Annotated in this window: 11 protein-coding genes; 3 read left to right on the top strand and 8 right to left on the bottom strand. The window is 60.2% G+C overall.

The features are described from left to right. Window position 1 precedes the first annotated feature (1 nt). From EXZ61_RS19720 to EXZ61_RS19730, 3 genes are all read right to left on the bottom strand, one after another. The gene (locus EXZ61_RS19720; protein WP_142813630.1) at window positions 2-1,420 is read right to left on the bottom strand and encodes a CHASE2 domain-containing protein; all 1,419 of its coding nucleotides are present in this window, start codon (window positions 1,418-1,420) and stop codon (window positions 2-4) included. Beyond that, window positions 1,417-4,680, bottom strand: coding sequence for a two-partner secretion domain-containing protein (locus EXZ61_RS19725; protein WP_168224831.1), 3,264 nt, complete (start codon window positions 4,678-4,680; stop codon window positions 1,417-1,419). The genes EXZ61_RS19720 and EXZ61_RS19725 overlap by 4 nt, the downstream gene beginning before the upstream one ends. A gap of 88 nt (window positions 4,681-4,768) precedes the next feature. After that, a complete protein-coding gene (locus tag EXZ61_RS19730) occupies window positions 4,769-6,382 on the bottom strand; it encodes a ShlB/FhaC/HecB family hemolysin secretion/activation protein (RefSeq protein ID WP_142813634.1) in 1,614 nt (537 codons plus the stop codon). A gap of 197 nt (window positions 6,383-6,579) precedes the next feature. Between EXZ61_RS19730 and EXZ61_RS19735 the strand changes: the two genes are divergently transcribed. After that, window positions 6,580-8,706, top strand: a complete 2,127-nt coding sequence (locus tag EXZ61_RS19735; protein ID WP_142813636.1) for a molybdopterin-containing oxidoreductase family protein — start codon at window positions 6,580-6,582, stop codon at window positions 8,704-8,706. On the opposite strand, the gene EXZ61_RS19740 is transcribed toward EXZ61_RS19735, so the two are convergent. Beyond that, on the bottom strand, window positions 8,703-9,347 hold the full coding sequence (locus EXZ61_RS19740; RefSeq protein WP_142813638.1) for an NAD(P)-dependent oxidoreductase: 645 nt from the start codon (window positions 9,345-9,347) through the stop codon (window positions 8,703-8,705). The two genes, EXZ61_RS19735 and EXZ61_RS19740, sit on opposite strands and share 4 nt — an antisense overlap. Window positions 9,348-9,489: 142 nt before the next feature. Here EXZ61_RS19740 and EXZ61_RS19745 point away from each other — a divergent pair, with 142 nt between their 5' ends. Then, a complete protein-coding gene (locus EXZ61_RS19745; protein ID WP_237219015.1) occupies window positions 9,490-10,347 on the top strand; it encodes a LysR family transcriptional regulator in 858 nt (285 codons plus the stop codon). A gap of 59 nt (window positions 10,348-10,406) precedes the next feature. Here EXZ61_RS19745 and EXZ61_RS19750 read toward each other — a convergent pair whose 3' ends face one another. From EXZ61_RS19750 to EXZ61_RS19765, 4 genes are all read right to left on the bottom strand, one after another. Continuing rightward, window positions 10,407-11,222, bottom strand: a complete 816-nt coding sequence (locus EXZ61_RS19750) for a substrate-binding periplasmic protein (protein ID WP_142813640.1) — start codon at window positions 11,220-11,222, stop codon at window positions 10,407-10,409. After that, complete coding sequence (gene acnA, locus EXZ61_RS19755) at window positions 11,194-14,067, bottom strand: aconitate hydratase AcnA (RefSeq protein ID WP_142813642.1); 2,874 nt, start codon at window positions 14,065-14,067, stop codon at window positions 11,194-11,196. The genes EXZ61_RS19750 and acnA overlap by 29 nt, the downstream gene beginning before the upstream one ends. Before the next feature lie 161 nt (window positions 14,068-14,228). Continuing rightward, on the bottom strand, window positions 14,229-15,857 hold the full coding sequence (locus EXZ61_RS19760) for a GGDEF domain-containing protein (protein WP_142813643.1): 1,629 nt from the start codon (window positions 15,855-15,857) through the stop codon (window positions 14,229-14,231). A gap of 258 nt (window positions 15,858-16,115) precedes the next feature. Beyond that, window positions 16,116-16,565: a DUF2721 domain-containing protein gene (locus EXZ61_RS19765; RefSeq protein WP_142813646.1), complete on the bottom strand. Its 450-nt coding sequence runs from the start codon at window positions 16,563-16,565 to the stop codon at window positions 16,116-16,118. Between the two features lie 180 nt (window positions 16,566-16,745). On the opposite strand from EXZ61_RS19765, the gene hemE reads away from it, so the two are divergent. After that, the gene (gene hemE, locus EXZ61_RS19770) at window positions 16,746-17,921 is read left to right on the top strand and encodes a uroporphyrinogen decarboxylase (protein ID WP_142813648.1); all 1,176 of its coding nucleotides are present in this window, start codon (window positions 16,746-16,748) and stop codon (window positions 17,919-17,921) included. Window positions 17,922-18,199: the final 278 nt, after the last annotated feature.

Raw genomic sequence — 18,199 nt, forward strand, 5'->3', positions numbered from 1 at the left:
TTTACTCCATCAAACCAAATACCAAAGATGACAAGGGCAGGGCCGTTTGCGACAGCAAGCTAGCCAGCGCCAAGCCCCCTTCGCGAAGGGCTTGCAAGCGTGTCAGTGAAAAGCCTGGCTCACATCGTCCCCAGTTAGCAGGACGGCCCCCTATGCGCAATACGGCATGGTGCAGACTCAACACATCACTCTTCACAGGCCGTACCACCACATCGTCCCACGCTGCGGCAAAGTTGGGGTAGTGCACGGGTTGAATGCGTCCCATGTCCCAGGTGAGCAAAATCGTGCAGATCGAAAAGCTGGCAACACTCGCAGTGCTAATCCAGTACCCGGTGTAGGCATGCAGCACTGCCAGTAATTCTGAAAACCCCATGATGAGCAAAAACATGGAGATCAAAAACACCACCGGCCCGCCCGTCTGTTTGAAAAATGCATGGCCAGGCAAACTGGCAATGGGATGCCCGTCCATGCTGTCTACGCGCTCATAGAGAAAACCGCGCAGGGTCGAGAGCAATGACACGAACACCCAAATCACCACCAGCTCGACCCAGCTGGAGGCCAGCTTCTCTCCGTCCATATGGCCCGCTATGGCCGCAGCATGGACTTGCACGCCATAGCGCTCACCAAAGGGTGTGCCCAGCACATCCGACTGGCCCCATGCGCCACCAATCACGACCGCAGAAGGCTCCATGGCATCCAGCGCTGCGGCTAGTTGTGCAAGGTCGCCGCCAAAAGGCAAGGTGAGCCCAGCTTGCAAAGCGGCCCCTTGCAGCGGCATGGCTGTTCGCACCATGGGCGATGAGGGGTCCGCACACGGTAGCTGCACCGCGCTGGCCGCATGGGCCAAGCTGTTGACATATTGGTGCGTGACCACGGGGTAACCAAACTCCGTTGGCACGTAGGGCAAACCAAACCCCACGCCAGCCTGGCACAAACGACTGCGCCACACACGCTCGCGCTCTGTGGCTTCAGCCAAACCTGTTTGACTGGCAGGCAACACCCAGCGCTGGGGTTGCCGCTGCAAAAAGGCATCCAGCTCTTCTTGCCCCTCGGACGCACTGGGCGATGGCGAGAGGTCAATGTCCAACACGACCCGCGTAGTGGCGGGTGTGTGCTCAGCCACGGTTTGCAAGAGCGCACGCATTTGGCTGCGCGATACCGGCGAACGCCCCTGAAAGAACGTCGCGTACGCGGTGTCATCAATCAAAATGAGTAGCGGCTGAGAGATGTTGCTACGCTCTTGCGCCCAATGCGCACTGCGCTGCAAGTCATGGGCATACAAGGTGCTGGTGAAATACTGCCCGATCCCTGATGTGGCAAGCAGCCACCCCAGCCCCCCCCACAACAGCGAGAGCCGCAGAAACGAAAGCAAACCTTCCGCCAAAAAGGTCGCTTGAAAGTAGTGGAACAAGCGCTTCACGGCGCTACCTTGGCAACGCCGCGTTTTTCAAACAAAAAGTCGGCGCCCATTTCATGGCCCGCCGCAAGCGAGGCTCCGTATTGCGGTGTTTGCGGCAGCTCACTTTCTACGCCGATGCGCACGGCCTCAAACACCGTGCCGCCACTGGACCAACCGCTGACCTCGCGCATTTTTTGCATAAGGTTCCACGCGAACACCGAATGCCCCTCTTTGCCGGTATCCGCCACTGGTTCGTCGCCACCCGATGACATCATGGTCACCGCCCGCTTGACCAAAAGCTCATCAATGGCTTTAGACGTTTTATTGCCCGAAAACTTGCTCTCTGCCGTGAACCTGCCCGAGTAGCAACTGTCTGCAATCACCGCCATTTGGCGGCTCTTGGCACGTGCAAGCAGCTTGTTAATGTCCGAGTTCGACACCCAGCCATTGGGGTTATCAGCGACGCCGTCGCTCGGTATCCAGTAGCCCATCCCTGTGGAGTCGACCATTTCGCCATGGCCCGCGTAGTACACCAAGAGGCTATCGTTTTCGCCCAACTCGCTGGTCAACCCGTTCAGCGCCGCAAAGATTTCCGCTTTGCTAGGGTTGCTCAAGGTCACCGCGTCATAGCCTAGCTCTTCATCCAAGAGCGCGGTGACGGCACGCGCATCAGGCAATGCACCAACCAACTGGGGAATACGTTTATCACCATACTTGTTGATGCCAATCACCAAGGCCAGCTTGCGCGTTATTTTGGGCAAGGCGGCCAGCATCTTGCGCTTATCTACAGCCTTAGCTTTGGGCATCGAGACAGGCGTCACCTCTGGCTGTGACGCTTGGGCCAGGCATTTGCCAGCGACTGCTTCCGCAGCAGAACTGCACGAAGGCAAATCGGCAATGGCTGGGTCTTTGCGTAACAGCTGCACCGCATCTGAAAACAAAGCCTCTTTGTATTCACGCCGTGCGGTCAAGATTTGGTCTAGCTCGGCGGGGGCAACAGAGGCCACAGGCAGCACCCGGAAGTAAGAATTGGTTTTGTCTGAAACGATGTAACGGTAGCCAGGCATCGCTGCCGCCGCACTGGGCACTTGGGGCAAGTCCAAATCAGGGTTGGCGGCCACCACACGGGTGCCGGGCAGCCCCGTCACGGGAATGAAGTCCAAAATCGACCCGGAGGTTCCGCTGTAGTTGGCTTTCTTGAGCAAGCCGTCAGGCCGTGCGCTAGCATCATCATTCAACCCGCCCGCACCAGCCTTGCTTTTGCCTGCGAGTTCACGCACCGGAGGTTCGACCAAACTAAAGCCAGGCCATAAATCTGCAGGCGTGGAACTGCTTGTAGGCACCCCACCTGGCAAAGCCATGTTGGTGGTAACCAGCTGGACTTGTCCTGCTTGCACCTTGGTCGTTAGCCCCCAAGAGGTACTTGCCGCGTCAAAGCTCACGCTGTTGAAGTCACCAGATACGCTGCCAAAAGTTAGAGGGCTGAAACTCGCCCCAGCTTGAGGGACGAAGCCGCCCACTTGGCGAATCACTAGGTCACTGCCATTGAGCACATTGCCAGAGACGTTGAGCTGATCGTAACCACTTCCCGGGGTGGTGCCGCCAATATCAATTTGCAACGAACTACCCGGAAAGAGAGAGAGGTCGCCGTTGATCGTAATCGAGCCAATTCCTCCAACGCCCCCCGGGGCAATGCCATAGGTACTGGCAAGCGCGGTATTCCCATTGATGACGCCGGAACCGACTAGTGTTCCTCGCCCCGCGTTATTCATGGAGGCAAGGCTGTTCGCGTTCAGGTTGAGGGTGGTGTTCAGGCGTACGAATGCATTGGAAGATACCGCTCCAGTAAACAGAATGAGAAGCACCGAGTTAGGCCCGGTAAACGTCATGGGTTGATTCAGGTAGATGTCCCGTGCGGCATTCAGCTCAAAAAATACGTTGCCGCCCGTCAGATTCGCCGTGATAGGCGCCGCCACAGTAATGTCGCCCGCTTGCGTGCCAGGGCTTCCAACACCACCGGTGGCCACAGACACATTGGTTCCTGCAATCAAGGCTGTGGTGATGAGATCAACGCCTAACGTGGCAGTATTGCCGGCACCCGTATAAAAAGGGCCACCGCCGATATTGCTGCTACCGGCCCCCGCCACCAAGGTGATGTCGTACGGGTCAATCAACCATTTGCCAGCCTTACCAAAAGGCGCTGCAGCACTGGGTGCGCGCTGGATGTCCAGGGCGCCGTGGGTAGACGTTTCAATAAACCCACCATCGCCACGCGTCAGCCCGCCTCGCGCTGCGATCAATCCCTTGGTTCGCATCAAGTCATAGCCCCACAACACAATGCGTCCGCCGTCCCCTGAAGCCAGCGCATTGGCCGTCACCTCGCCTGTGTTACCCACCTCCAAGTTGGGCGCATGCATGTCAATGCTGCCTGCATTGCCACTAGGTGCACTGACATCTACCAGGCCACGGACCGCGATGGTGCCGTTGTCACTTTCCACCGTAACCTTGCCCCCTGCGGCACGGGTTTCGCTACCTGCGGTCAGATCCACATTGCCGCTAGCGCGCAGCACCATCTCACCTTGGGCATTGGTGCCCATACCGGTGGCGACCAAGCTGCCTTGCTGGTTCACCACCGCGCCATAAATATCAATGCGCCCTGCCGCTACCGAGCCACTGTTGCGCACCTGCCCTGCGGCCACGGGTACACGCATCGCCATGAAGGGCGTACCCGTGTCTACCAACTCCACTTGGGATGTAGCAAGCAAGGCCGACTGACCGCCGGGGGTTTCAATTGTGCCGCTGTTGTGTACGCTGGGCCCCATCAGCAGCACTTGCCCACCGTAGGGTGTCCGTATCGTGCCCTGGTTGATGACCGATGCGCTGTAAGCACTGGATTTCAACACGTAGTTGCCAGCCACAAAGTCACTAGGCTGCATGTGCAAGCTGGACGCCACCAGCCCCGCAACATCGATACGCGCCCCCGCACCAAACACCACCCCATTGGGGTTGAGCAGCCACACCTTGCCGTTGCTCTGCAAGCTGCCCAAGATGGTCGAGGGGTCTTGCCCCGTTACTTGGTTGAGCACTTGGCTGGTGCTGCTGGGCAGCTGAAACACGACTTTGTTAGATGCGCCAATGGAAAACTGCTGCCACTGCAACACTGCCTTGTCGCTGGCCACAATCTGCATGGCGCCTGCACCTTGGCTGCTGCTCGCCTGTCCATGCGCCACCGTCATGCCACTCGGCAGGGTTTGTGCTCCACTCGCCCAGGGCAACGCCATGGTGGCCACCCATATCCATACGGCCGCGCTCACTGGCCTAGTGAGTGTAATAAACGGGGGCCCTTGGTGGTGGTCTGTATAGGACATATCAAAAGCTATGGTTCATCGTGAAGTGCAAATACCAATTGCCTACTGCGGTGTCACCCAAGGCCAAGCCCGCACGGCCCACATCTGCGCGCAGATTGCTTTGCGCCGTGGGGCGCCAAGACAGACCGGTGCCCACACTCCAAATATCACACTGCGTGCGCCCTGTGGTGCATGCGGTACCGCGCTGGTTGCTCACCTGGGCGGCATCGGCAAACACCGCCACGGTGAGATTTGGTGCGGTGTCTTTGGCGTCTAGCCAACTCGCCACAGGTGTTCGTAGCTCCAGCGAGGCTGCAGCACCTGAGTCACCAAACAAGGCACGCTCTTGGTAACCGCGCACACTGCTGGCCCCGCCCGCACCAAACTGCTCGGCAGACACCAAGACCTGTGCCGACGCTTGGCCCTCCACGCGCCAAGCCAGGCTCCAACGCTCTGTCAGTCCTACAACGCCTTGCCCATTGGCTTTGAGATAGCCGTAGTCACTCTTGGCACCCGGGCGCACTGCCGCAAAGTGCGCGTCATCGCTGCCTGCCGGATCCAAGGGCAGGCTTTGCACCCATTGCACGGCACCCAGCCAAACGTTCGGCTTTTGTACGCCATAGCCCAAGGTCAATGGAAACACATCGACCGAGGCCGCAGCCGTTCCACAACCGGCAGCCCCAAAACTTCCCAAGCTACAGCTGTTTTTCGAGCGACGGCTCTCCACACCTACCGCCGCTTGTTGCTTGTACTCACCCAAGGTGGGCACCATCCAGATGGCGCGCACACCCATAGATGCGCCTTCGCCGGAGAAGCGCAGTTCCCCAGCAGGTGTGGTGTTGGGGCTGTTTTTGGTGTTAGACACCATGGCCGACCACTCTAGAAAGGTCTTGTAGTCGTACAAGGGCACGCGTAGCGACGCGCTCATCAAGCCCACTTGCGAGCTGTCAGTGGGCGAGGTCGTAGCCCGCACCGACAGCACAGAGTCGGTATCTGCCACATTGGGGTTTTGGTACGAGAGGGCCAAGCGGTAGCGACCTGTGGCGTCGTTACCCGTATTGTCTAAAGAGGTTTGCCATTTGAGGGGCATGTGCTCCTCCACAATGGCCAGCGCTTCAATCTCCCCGCGCTTCTCGCCGGGCTGAAACACCACGCGTGTGAATTTAGCCGGACTTTCGTTGGCCATGAGTAGTTCACGGTCCAGCGCATGCAGCTGTGGCGTGGCCTTGAGCTGCAAGGCCGGCAAGCTGCGCAAGATGTTGTCTTTGCCCAAGACGTTGAGACCCGTGACGTTCACATAGCTCAGTCGCCCCTCCACCACCTCGAGCTTGACCACACCTGCGCTCAAGTTTTGCTCGGGAATTTGCACGACCACTGCCCCGTAACCTGCTTGGCGGTAGGCCTCTTGCAGCAGCTGGGCTGACTTTTGGATATCTGCAAAACTCAGGGTTCCCGTGCGACTCGCCAAGACCGCATCGATGGACGCCTGGGGTAGCAGCGTGTTGTCCACCACACTGTACGCACGCACCTGGGCCACAGGCTGCGCTTGGGCCATGCTTACCATGCCACCCAAGATGGCGAGGCCTTGGCATGCACCAACGAGGGCACGCCTGAAACCAACAAGCTTTACATCCATGTGTAGCCGTCTCACTCGTTTTTTTGATGACCTCTTGTGAGTGCTAGCTCACCCAGAGGCGCCCTTGCTGGGCCGAATGTGAGCCATTCTATAGACAGCGTCGTGCTTTTACACATCTACTTACAAACCCGTATTCGCAACGGCGCAGATCGTCGCGTGCAAAAATGGGCCATCCGGATCACACACATTCCTTCGCTATGTCACCCTCTGCCAGCGCCGCAAGCCCGAATACCCACGAAGTCATCGGCGCCTGCCCCCATGACTGCCCTGACACCTGCTCCATGGTCGCCACCGTGCAAGACGGTGTGGTGACCAAAGTGCATGGCAACGCCCTGCACTTTCACACCCACGGGGCTTTGTGCACCAAGGTGTCGCGTTACCCCGAGCGCACCTACCACCCCGAGCGCCTGTTGCAACCCATGCGCCGCGTGGGCCCCAAAGGGTCTGGCCAATTTGAGCCCGTGAGCTGGGATACCGCCTTGGACGACATTGCCCATCGCCTCCAAACCATCTACGCCCGTGGACCAGAGGCCGCGCAAGCCATTCTTCCCTACAGCTACGCAGGCACCATGGGTTTGGTGCAAAGCGAGAGCATTGCGGCCCGTTTCTTCCACCAGTTGGGCGCCTCTCGCTTAGACCGCACCATCTGCGCCTCCGCAGGGGCAGAAGCCCTTACCCAAACCCTGGGCTCGCGGGTGGGCATGCGGGTGGAGTTTTTTGCCGAGTCCAAACTCATCCTCATTTGGGGCAGCAACTCCATTGGCAGCAACTTGCATTTTTGGCGCCATGTGCAAGTGGCCAAACGCAATGGTGCCAAGCTGATTTGCATAGACCCGCGCAAGACCGAGACCGCCGACAAATGCCATGAGCATCTGGCCCTCTTGCCCGGCACCGACGCCGCCCTGGCGCTGGGTTTGATGCACGAACTCATTGCCAACGACTGGCTAGACCACGACTACATTGAACAACACACCTTGGGCTGGGACGCACTGCGGGCGCGGGCGTTGGAGTGGACGCCTGAGCGCACCGCCGCCGTGTGCGGCCTCACCGAAGCGCAAGTGCGTTCCTTGGCGCGTGACTATGGAGAGGCGATGCAGCGCGGTGAGCCCGCCGCCATTCGCATGAACTACGGCCTGCAGCGCACGCGGGGTGGTGGCAATGCGGTGCGCGCTATTGCCTGCCTGCCTGCGCTCACAGGCGCTTGGCGTCACCGTGCGGGCGGCGTGCTGCTGTCTAGCTCGGGCACGTTTCCCACCAAGCGCAATGCGCTACAGCGCCCAGACTTGTTAGCAGGGCGCAACCCGCGCACCATCAATATGTCCACCATTGGTGACGACTTGCTGCGCCCCGCCAGCCCCAGCTTTGGCCCTGCTGTGGAGGCGCTGATTGTCTACAACAGCAACCCCGTGGCAGTAGCGCCCGACTCCAGCAAGGTGGTCCAAGGCTTTGCCCGCGAGGACTTGTTCACCGTGGTGCTAGAGCACTTTCAAACTGACACGGCTGACTACGCGGACTACCTGCTACCCGCCACGACGCAGCTGGAGCACTGGGACATCCACACCAGCTATGGCCACACCGATGTGTTGCTCAACCGCCCCTCGATTGCGCCCCTAGGCCAGGCCAAGCCCAACAGCCAAATCTTTCGCGAGCTGGCCCAGCGCATGGGGTTCACCGACCCCTGCTTTGCCGAAGACGATGAATCGCTGTGCCGCACCGCGTTTGGCGATGCCATTGACTTCCAGGCGCTGCTAGACCACGGGTTTTGCACCATCGCGCAACCCGAGGCACCTTTTGCACAAGGGGACTTTCCATCGGCCTCGGGCAAGTGCGAGTTTTTCAGCCAAAGCTTGGCGCAGCAAGGCCTAGACGGCCTGCCCAACTACATCCCCAACTGGGAGCCCATGGGAGCCCAGCCGGAGTATCCCTTGGCCATGATTTCGCCACCCGCGCGCAACTTTTTGAACTCCACGTTTGTGAACGTGAAAAGCCTGCGCGCGATAGAGGGCCAGCCCCTGCTGGAAATCGGCGCGGACGATGCGGCTACGCGCGGCATCGCCTCGGGCGATGTGGTGCGGGTGTTCAACACACGCGGAAGCTACCGCTGCGTGGCCGAGGTCAGCGCACGCGCCCGTGCAGGCGTGGTGCATGGCTTGGGCATTTGGTGGCGCAAACTGGGCATGGACGGCAGCAATGTGAACGAGCTCACCAGCCAAGCCCTGACCGACATGGGGCGGGCCCCCACGTTTTACGACTGCGCGGTGCAGGTGGAGCGCGATAGCGCCACCCCACACGCATCGAAGCAAGAAGCCTTGTCTGCCGCTTAGTTGGCGACAGTGAAGCGTTTTTGGATGTGCTGGGGCGTTTCCAGCTCATCCACAATCGCCACGGCCAAGTCTTGCACCGAGATGCTGCCTGGCGCGCCGCCTTCCGCCCACAAAGGCGCGTCCGCACCCACACGGTACTGGCCGGTGCGCACGCCGGGGTTCAGCAAAATGGGAGGGGACACAAAGGTCCAATCCAAGCTGCTTTCCTTTTGGATCAAAGTCAGTGCATCGCGTGCCGCAGTGGCGGCCACTTTGTACTCGGCGGGAAACTCGGGCGTGTCCACCAGCTGCACACCCGGGGCCACAAACAGGCTGCCTGCGCCGCCCACCATCACAAAGCGCTTCACGCCAGACTGTTTGACGCCCGCAAAAATCGCGTGCGTCGCTTGCAAAAAGATTTCGCCAATCTTGGGCTCCGTCCAGCCGGGGTTGTAGGCGCTGAGCACGGCGTCATGGCCTGCAGCAGCTTGGGCAATTTGGGCAGCGTCCAATGCATCAGCGGCCACCACGGTCAGGCCCGCTTGGGCGGGCAGTTTGCCGGGGTTACGGGCTAACACGGTGACCTGGTGGCCACGGCTTAACAACTCAGCCAACAGGGGGCTGCCAACAAAACCCGTAGCGCCAATCAATGCAACTTTCATCTCAATCTCCAAAACGGTGTGTGAAGCCTGTAGTTTGATTGCTTCACAAAGTCTTGAATAGACGGTAAATTTCGCTAACACTGTGAAGTAAAACTTCACAACCAACCGATTCACCACCGCACTCAACCCACACCAAGCCCGTATGGACCAACTCAAACGCATGGCGGTATTTGCCGAAGTGGTGGCCGCAGGGTCTCTGAGCGCTGCCGCACGCCAGCTGGGCATGACTCCGTCGGCCGTGAGCCAGCACTTGCGCCAGTTAGAGGCCGCCTTGGGCCTGGCCCTGATGCACCGCTCCACCCGCAAGCTCACGCTCACCGAGGCGGGTGCGCGCTATGTAGAAGGCTGCACCGCCATGGTGGCCGCCGCGCGCTCGGCGGACCAAGCCTTGGCCCGTCACCGGGACGAGCCTGAGGGCGAGTTGCGCATTGCCGCCCCCATTGGCTTTGGGGGCTTGCTGGCGCAAGCTTTGGCGCCGCTGCGCAGCCACCCCAAGCTCACGCTGCGCCTGTTTTTGGACGATGCGCTCATTGACCTGATTGAAGAGCGCATTGACATTGCTTTGCGCGCGGGCAGCATGCCCGACTCCAGTTTGGTCGCCCGCAAAATCGGGAGCATGGGCGCGCAACTCTGCGCGGCGCCCGCCTATTTGGCAGACCGGGGCTGGCCGCGCACACCGCAAGACCTGCTGGCCCATGACTGGTTGGGCGGCCGCCCATCGGGTGCCAGTGCCCAGACCCAACTCATGCTGCGCAACACGCACGGCGAGCAAGCCACGGTAACCGTCAGCAGCCGCGTGCAAGCCAGCCAAGTCACGGCCCTGCACTCGCTGTGTGAACAAGGTTGGGGCATCAGTGTGGTGGTGAGCGACGATGACCGCCGCGCCCTGGCAGACGGGCGTTTGGTGCCCGTCTGCCAGACTGGAAGCTACCTGACTACGCGGTCTTCGCCATCACCCCGCGCCGGGGCGAGCAGCCTGCCAAAGTACGCCACGCGCTAGCCCTGCTGGCCGCGCATTTTGACAAGATGCCACGCGCTTAGGACGCGCAAGCGCACTGCTCAAGGCAGGTTGGGGTCCATGCGGTACTTCAGCAAGATCTTGCGCCGCTCGCCGTCTTGCACCAGCCGCGCCAAGCCGGCATTGAACTCGCGCTGCAGCTTTTCCGCGTGGGGCCATGACTTGGGGAACGCGGCGTAGTACGGGCGCACCGGACCTATGGGGGTGGGGGAAAAATCAAGCCCATCAAACTTGGGCGCGTTGGATTTGATCAGATATTGGCACACACTGACCTCACACACAAAGATGTCGGCGGTTCCCAAGGTCAAGAGCCGCAAACCGGACAGTTCAGGCGAGCCGTCCCACACCTCCGCCGCGCTGGCAAAGCGCTTGTCCGCAATGGCCTGCTTGAAACTTGCGTCATACCCATAGCCACCGCTGCTGGCCATGCGCATGCCCTTGAGGTCCTCAAAGGTTTTCCAGTTCAGTGCGGTGGTCTTGCGCTTAAAAAACACGTCCCGCACCATGTTGATGGGGTCGCTAAACAGGTAGAGCCCCTCACGCTCCGGTGTTTTGGTCATGCTGTAGACCACCGCAAACGCGCCGCGCTCCGCACTTTGCTGCACCCTGGCCCACGGTTGCATTTTGATGTCTGGCACATAGCCTGCCCGGCGCAGCACGGCCTCCACGATCTCGGTGTCCGCGCCCATCATTTTGCCCTCCGCATCTTTGTACTCAAACGGAGGGAAATCCGACACGCCTACCGGCAGCACTTCGCTCGCATGCACACGGCACGCGCCCACCGTGAGCCAGGCAAGCCCTAGCGCCAGACGCCAGAGCACCCCGCGCTCACGCTGCGAGCAACTGGCGTAAGACATAGGGCAAGATGCCGCCTGCGCGGTAGTAGTCCACCTCAATCGGCGTGTCGATGCGCAGTAGCAAGGTGTGGGTGCTTTGGCTGCCGTCCGCACGGGTGATGACCAGACGGGCATCGCTTTGCGGTGTGAGCTTGGCGTCGGGCACGATGTCAATGCGCTCGTTGCCGGTGAGCCCCAAGCTGGCCCAACTGGTGCCCGCAGAGAACTGCAAAGGCAAAACGCCCATGCCCACCAAGTTGGAGCGGTGGATGCGCTCAAAGCTTTGCGCCACCACCGCCTTGATGCCCAAAAGCTGGGTGCCTTTGGCCGCCCAGTCGCGGCTGGAGCCGGTACCGTACTCTTCGCCCGCAAACACCACGGTGGGTACGCCTTCGGCTTGGTAGCGCATGGCGGCCTCGTAGATCGAGAGCTTTTCTGCGGAAGCCTCTGCGCCTTGGTACAGGGTGTAGCCACCTTCCTCCCGCGCGCCATCGGCTTTGGCAGGCAGCATGAGGTTTTTAATGCGCACGTTGGCAAAGGTGCCACGCACCATCACATCGTGGTTGCCACGGCGCGCACCGTAGGAGTTGAAGTCTGCCTTTTGCACACCATGGGCCAACAGCCATTGCCCGGCGGGCGAGCTTTCTTTGATAGAGCCTGCGGGCGAAATATGGTCGGTGGTGATGGAGTCGCCAAACAGCGCCATGATGCGCGCGCCCAGCACTTGCTCGCCACGGCTGGCACTCGTGTTTTTTGATGTTTTTTGGCCTGTACCGCCCGTGGATTGGGCGTTAGCAGCTTCACTTTCCATAGCAAACGCGTCAAAAAACGGAGGCTGCGCAATGTAGGTGCTGTGGGGCCAGCTGTAGGTGGCACCGGTCACGCCCTTGATTTTTTCCCACAGCTTGCCGGGGTCCGTTTCAATCAAACCGTAGTTCTTGCGGAAGGCCTTGCCATTCATCGCGAACTTGAGCAGCTTGTAGATTTCATCGCTGCTGGGCCAGATGTCGCCCAGGTACACATCGCGCGGGCGGCCTTTGCTGTCTTTGCCCCGGCCCACGGGTTGGGTCATCAGGTCGCGCGTCACGGTGCCGGCAATCGCGTAGGCCACCACCAAGGGCGGGCTGGCCAAGAAGTTGGCCTTGATGTTGGGGTGGATGCGCGCCTCAAAGTTGCGGTTGCCCGACAACACGGCCGCGCACACCAAGTCGTTGGCGGTGATCACTTCGTTGAGCTCAGGTGCCAAATCGCCTGCGTTGCCAATGCAGGTGGTGCAGCCATAGCCCGCCAAGGTAAAGCCCAGCTGCTCGAGGTAGGGCAGCAACCCGGTTTCGCTCAGGTACTCGGTCACGATGCGCGAGCCCGGCGCCAAGCTGGTTTTGATGTGGGGTGCCACCGTCAGCCCCGCCTTCACCGCCTTCTTGGCCAGCAAGCCAGCGGCCAGCAACACGCTGGGGTTGGAGGTGTTGGTGCAGCTGGTGATGGCGGCAATAAGCACGTCGCCGTTTTTCACCAGCAAGGGCGTGGTGTCTTTGGCCTTTTTGCCAGCAGACGCGGGCACCGGCGCGGGGTACAGCGTGTCCAAGGTGTCAGCGGCTTTGTCAAAACCATTGCGGGCGCTGGGCTGGCTAAACAGTGTGGTGAACTGCTCGGCCACATGGCCCAGCTCGATGCGGTCTTGCGGACGCTTGGGGCCCGCCAAGCTGGGCGTAACGTCACGCAGGTCGAGCTTGACCACACGGGTGTAGGCAATCTGTGCCATGCTCTTGGGCGCATCTGGCGTGCCGGGCACACCAAACAGGCCTTGCGCTTTGAAATAGGCTTCAAAGGCCTCAATCTCGGCCGTACTGCGGCCGGTGCCTTTGAAGTAGTCGATGGTGCGCTCATCCACCGGGAAGAAGCCCATGGTTGCCCCGTACTCGGGGGCCATATTGGCAATGGTGGCGCGGTCGGGCAAGGCGAGGTTTTGCGTGCCCTCGCCAAAGAACTCCACAAAGCTGCCCACCACTTTTTCGCGGCGCAAGATTTCGGTGACAGTGAGCACCAAATCAGTTGCCGTCACCCCTTCGCACAAGGCACCTGCGAGCTCAAAGCCCACCACATCAGGCGTCAAGAAGTACACCGGCTGGCCCAGCATGGCAGCCTCGGCCTCAATACCACCCACACCCCAGCCCACCACGCCAATGCCGTTGATCATGGTGGTGTGGCTGTCGGTACCCACCAAGGTGTCGGGGTAGTACAGAGGCTTGGTCTTGCTGCCGTCCGCCGCCTTGGGCTGCTTGGCTTTGTGCACGCCGCGCGCCAAATACTCCAGGTTCACCTGGTGCACGATGCCAAAGCCCGGGGGCACCACGCCAAAAGTGTCAAACGCCTGCATGCCCCACTTCATGAACTCGTAGCGCTCGCGGTTGCGCTGGAACTCCAGCTTCATGTTGAGGTCTAGCGAATTTTTCTTGCCGTAAGAGTCCACCATGACCGAGTGGTCCACCACCAGGTCCACCGGCACCAGGGGCTCAATGCGGCTGGGGTCCAGCCCCAGGCGCTGCGCGGTGCTGCGCATGGCGGCCAAATCCGCGAGTAATGGCACCCCGGTAAAGTCTTGCAGCACCACGCGGGACACCACAAACGGGATCTCCAAGCTGCGCTCGGCACGCGGCTGCCAATTGGCCAGCTGCGCCACATGGGCCTGCGTAAGCTTCTGGCCATCGCAGTTGCGCAGCACCGACTCCAGCACGATGCGCAAGGAAAGCGGCAGGCTCAGAATATTGGGGAATTGCTTGGCCAGCGCGGGCAGCGAATACAGCTGGCCGGTTTTGCCGGACGCGGTTTTGAAGGTCTTGAGCGTTGCGGGGTAGGCATGGGTCATCTCAAACTCCGGTGAAGCGTGGGTGCCGCATTCTGGCAGGAAGCCAAGGTTCTGTGTGCGTGAGCACCAAATATGCCATGGGTGTCCGGTGGATGTAGGTTGAAAGACACGCACCCCCACGCTGGCTGCGAGGTTTAGGGGGTTTTGTGATTCCGACGCACTTAAAGGCTAGGCACGTAGGGAGATCCATACGCACACACGCGATTGCGTCCCAGGTGTTTAGCAGCGTACAAGGCCTTATCGGCCTGGGCATAAAAAGTTTCATCGCCTCCAGCCTGTAACACAGACCAAGTGGCAACCCCCATACTGACGGTCACCACGGAAGCCGTGGGCGAAGCATCGTGTTCCAAAGCCAAGGTTGCCAAAGATTCCATGATTTTGTCCGCCATGGCTTTCGCACCGGCCTCATCGGTATCGGGCAAGATCAGGGCGAATTCTTCCCCCCCCACCCGGGCAGGTAAGTCTTGTCGCCGGCAAGAAGAACCCAGCAGGGCGCCAAATTGGCGCAACACGGCATCGCCTTGTGGATGACCGTAACGGTCGTTGTAACGCTTGAAATGGTCGATATCCAACAACAGCAACGACAGTGCGCCGGTACGGCGACCCAGCCGCGCCAATTCGTCGTCCAAGCGCAGGTCAAAGCGCCGCCGGTTGGAAATACCGGTCAGTGCATCGGTACTGGAGGTTTCTTCCAGCGCATCTACTTGTTTACGCAACACCGACAGTAGGCTGTTAATGCCTTGGGTGAGCGCACCAATTTCATCGGGGCGATCCACCACCAATGGCTTGTCCCAGCGCTTGGTATGACTAATTTTTGCCAGGGCGCGGCGCAGCCTGGAAACGGGATGCACCAACCACCAGTGCACAGTGAGTAACAGCACCAGCCCGGTGGCGAATGCCACGGTCGCCAGTTGGAACAGTACGTCTTGAATCACGTTGCGGCCATGGGTCATAAGCTCCCGCCCCATGTGGATTCGCACCTGTGCGAGTGGCTTTTCATTCAAGTCGTGCAGCAGGTACTGCATGGCAATGGCGTTGGCAGAAAACTGAGCGGGCAACTGCGTGTTTGACAAGTATGTAAGCGCCGGCAAGGTCCATGCGCCCTGCGCAGACACCGGCGTATGGTTAGCACCCAGTTGTTCTAATGTGAAGGTCGCACCGGCGAAGCGGGCTATGTCTTTAAGCGAATCGGCATCCAATTCCCGAGCCATGACCACCGTTCCCACCATGGGTCCTTGACCATTGCTTTGGAGTATGCCGGTCCAACATACGGCGCTCAGCACACGGGCCACACGCGCCAATCCGCATTCGGTACGCTGGGGCTGCACGGGCGACACAGTGAGGCGCTCTAGCAAGGGGACGGCAAGGTCTTGTACCTGAGCCTGCATGCCCCCGCTAAAAGCCCGGGAACCAAAGCCAGCCACCTGGTTACTTAGATCCAACAACAGGACGGCATGGTATTTGACGCTTTGCATGGCTTCCGGCCCGAAATTGCTGCGTTCAAATACGGGGTCAGCGCGTTGCAGGTGAAAGTACAGCTCATCCCAAAGAGCCCAATCACGGTTCATGTCCGCAAGAGAGCTCATGTGCTGCTCAAACCCGCTGACTACCCGCCACGCGCTTTGCAGGGCAACATCACGCTCCATGCGCTCAAAAGCAGGCAAAAGGCTATTGCGCATCAGCACCAAGCCCAAGCCTCCCATGCTTGAAAAAACCAAGGCAAAAATCAACACGATCCGGGGCCCAATCCCCAAACCTGCCAGCAGCATGCGAAGGGAATTCTTCACCATTTAGAACCCGAGGTTTTCATTGCGAGACAGGATAGCGCCATTGTCCATCGCGGTCCATCAAAGAAATGGGCTGACCTACGAATGCCTATTGCTAGGGGACGGGAATGCAATGGTGTAGTGCGCGCCAACGGTGCCAAGAGCGGTGGTCACGCACATCATCATGAAAAGCACGCGCTTGCGCGCTGCCCTATTGCGCAAACTGCTATTCAAAATGCAGCAAAAAAAGCCCTAGTGGCTCACTCGACCAAAGGGTAGGCGTCAGCGCTTGGCCTTGCCAAAGTTGAGCAAGCGCGTGGCTATCAGGGTCTCGGCCATAAAGCACACCAGCGCTAGCAAAAAGCTCCCCACACTGGCCAAAAAGCAGTTGATGGACACGCGCATCACCTGAATGTCCAGCGCTTCGCCCAGAAACAGAGAAATGATGGTCACGCCCACCAAGAACGCACACAAGATCAGCAAGCCAATGCTGGTGTTGGCCAGCAGGCCGCGTGTGCGCAGCTCGGCCAGCTCTTTGAGCGTGGCGATCACATCCAAGTCGCCCGCATTGGCCAGCATGCGCTCTTCCAGGGTGCGGGCGCGGTCAATGATGCGCGCCAAGCGCTGGGCCACGGTGCCAATCATTCCCGACACCGCAGTGAGCAAAAACACCGGCGCCACCGCCAGCTGAATGCCATGGGAAATAGTGTCTGAGTCCAGCGGTGTTGGCATAGCGAGGTCCTAATGGGAAAACAGTGGCGTGGCCTGCAAGCTTAAACCGAGATCGCCCACACGCCCCCTTTTTGCGCCGCCCTTGCGTTAGCGCAAGCGCCCTGAGGTTTCACCGCCAGGTGTGCAAGGTCACGGTGTGGCCGGCCGCTGAAACCAAGGCCAAGCTGCGACAATGGCACCATGAACCCACAGCAACAGCCCCCACTCACCGCTGCCAGTGCCGAAGCCACCTTTGGCGGCCTGCACAACGCCACTTTTTTGCGCGCCTGCCTGCGCCAAGCCACCGACTACACGCCGCTGTGGCTCATGCGCCAAGCGGGGCGCTACCTGCCCGAGTACCGCGCCAGCCGCGCCAAAGCAGGCAGCTTCATGGGCCTGGCCACCAACCGCGATTACGCCACCGAAGTCACCCTGCAGCCGCTAGACCGCTACCCGCTGGACGCCGCCATTTTGTTCAGCGACATCCTGACCGTGCCCGACGCCATGGGCTTGGGCCTGTCCTTTGCCATGGGCGAAGGCCCGCGCTTTGCCACCCCCGTGCGTGACGAAGCCGCTGTGGCCCAGCTGGAAGTGCCCGACATGGCCAAGCTGCAGTACGTGTTTGACGCCGTGAGCAGCATCCGCACCGCGCTCACCCAAGCGGACGGCAAAAGCCGCGTGCCGCTGATCGGCTTTTCTGGCAGCCCCTGGACCCTGGCTTGCTATATGGTGGAAGGCGCAGGCTCTGACGACTACCGCCTGGTCAAAACCATGCTGTACAGCCGCCCCGACCTCATGCACCGCATCTTGGCCGTGAACGCGGACGCCGTGGCCGCCTACCTCAACGCCCAAATTGACGCGGGCGCCCAAGCCGTGATGATTTTTGACAGCTGGGGCGGCGTGCTGTCAGACGGCGCGTTCCAAACCTTCTCCATGGCCTACACCGCGCGGGTGCTGGCCCAACTCAAGCGCCAAGGTCCCAAGGGTGAAACCATTCCCCGCATTGTGTTTACCAAGGGCGGCGGCCTGTGGCTGGACGAGATGGCCGCACTCGACTGCGACGTGCTGGGTGTGGACTGGACGGTCAACCTGGCCCGCGCGCGCGCTGCAGTGGGTGGCGTGGAGAACGGCCCCGGCAAAGCGCTGCAAGGCAATATCGACCCCAACATCTTGTTTGCCCCACCGGCCCACATCGCCACCGAAGTGCACCGCGTGTTGGACAGCTTTGGCCTGCCCTACCAAGGCAACGGTAGTGGCCCCACCCATATCTTCAACCTGGGCCACGGCATCAGCCAGCACACACCGCCTGAGCATGTGGCAGCCTTGGTGGAGGCGGTGCACCAGCACTCACGCGCCATGCGTGTGGCAGCCCGCTAAATGGGCCCGCACCAATTCCTAGCACTTTTTTGCGCCCGTTTATGTGCTGCGGTTTGTTACTTATGCACAAAATTTGGGCCCTAGGGAGTAACCCCTCCCCCATTCGGGGGAAGCCCGCTACAAAACAAATAGCGATCGTAAGTCCTTGATTTATATAGAGAATGCCCATGAGCTTAAAAAATGGGCAATGTAAAGAAAGCCTTGTTTTATGCGGGGTTGTGGGGGTCTCACCCCGCCTATCCACAAAGTTATCCACAGAAATCTTGGGTTTATCCCAA

The organism is Rhodoferax aquaticus, assembly GCF_006974105.1.
Classification (GTDB): domain Bacteria; phylum Pseudomonadota; class Gammaproteobacteria; order Burkholderiales; family Burkholderiaceae_C; genus Allorhodoferax; species Allorhodoferax aquaticus_A.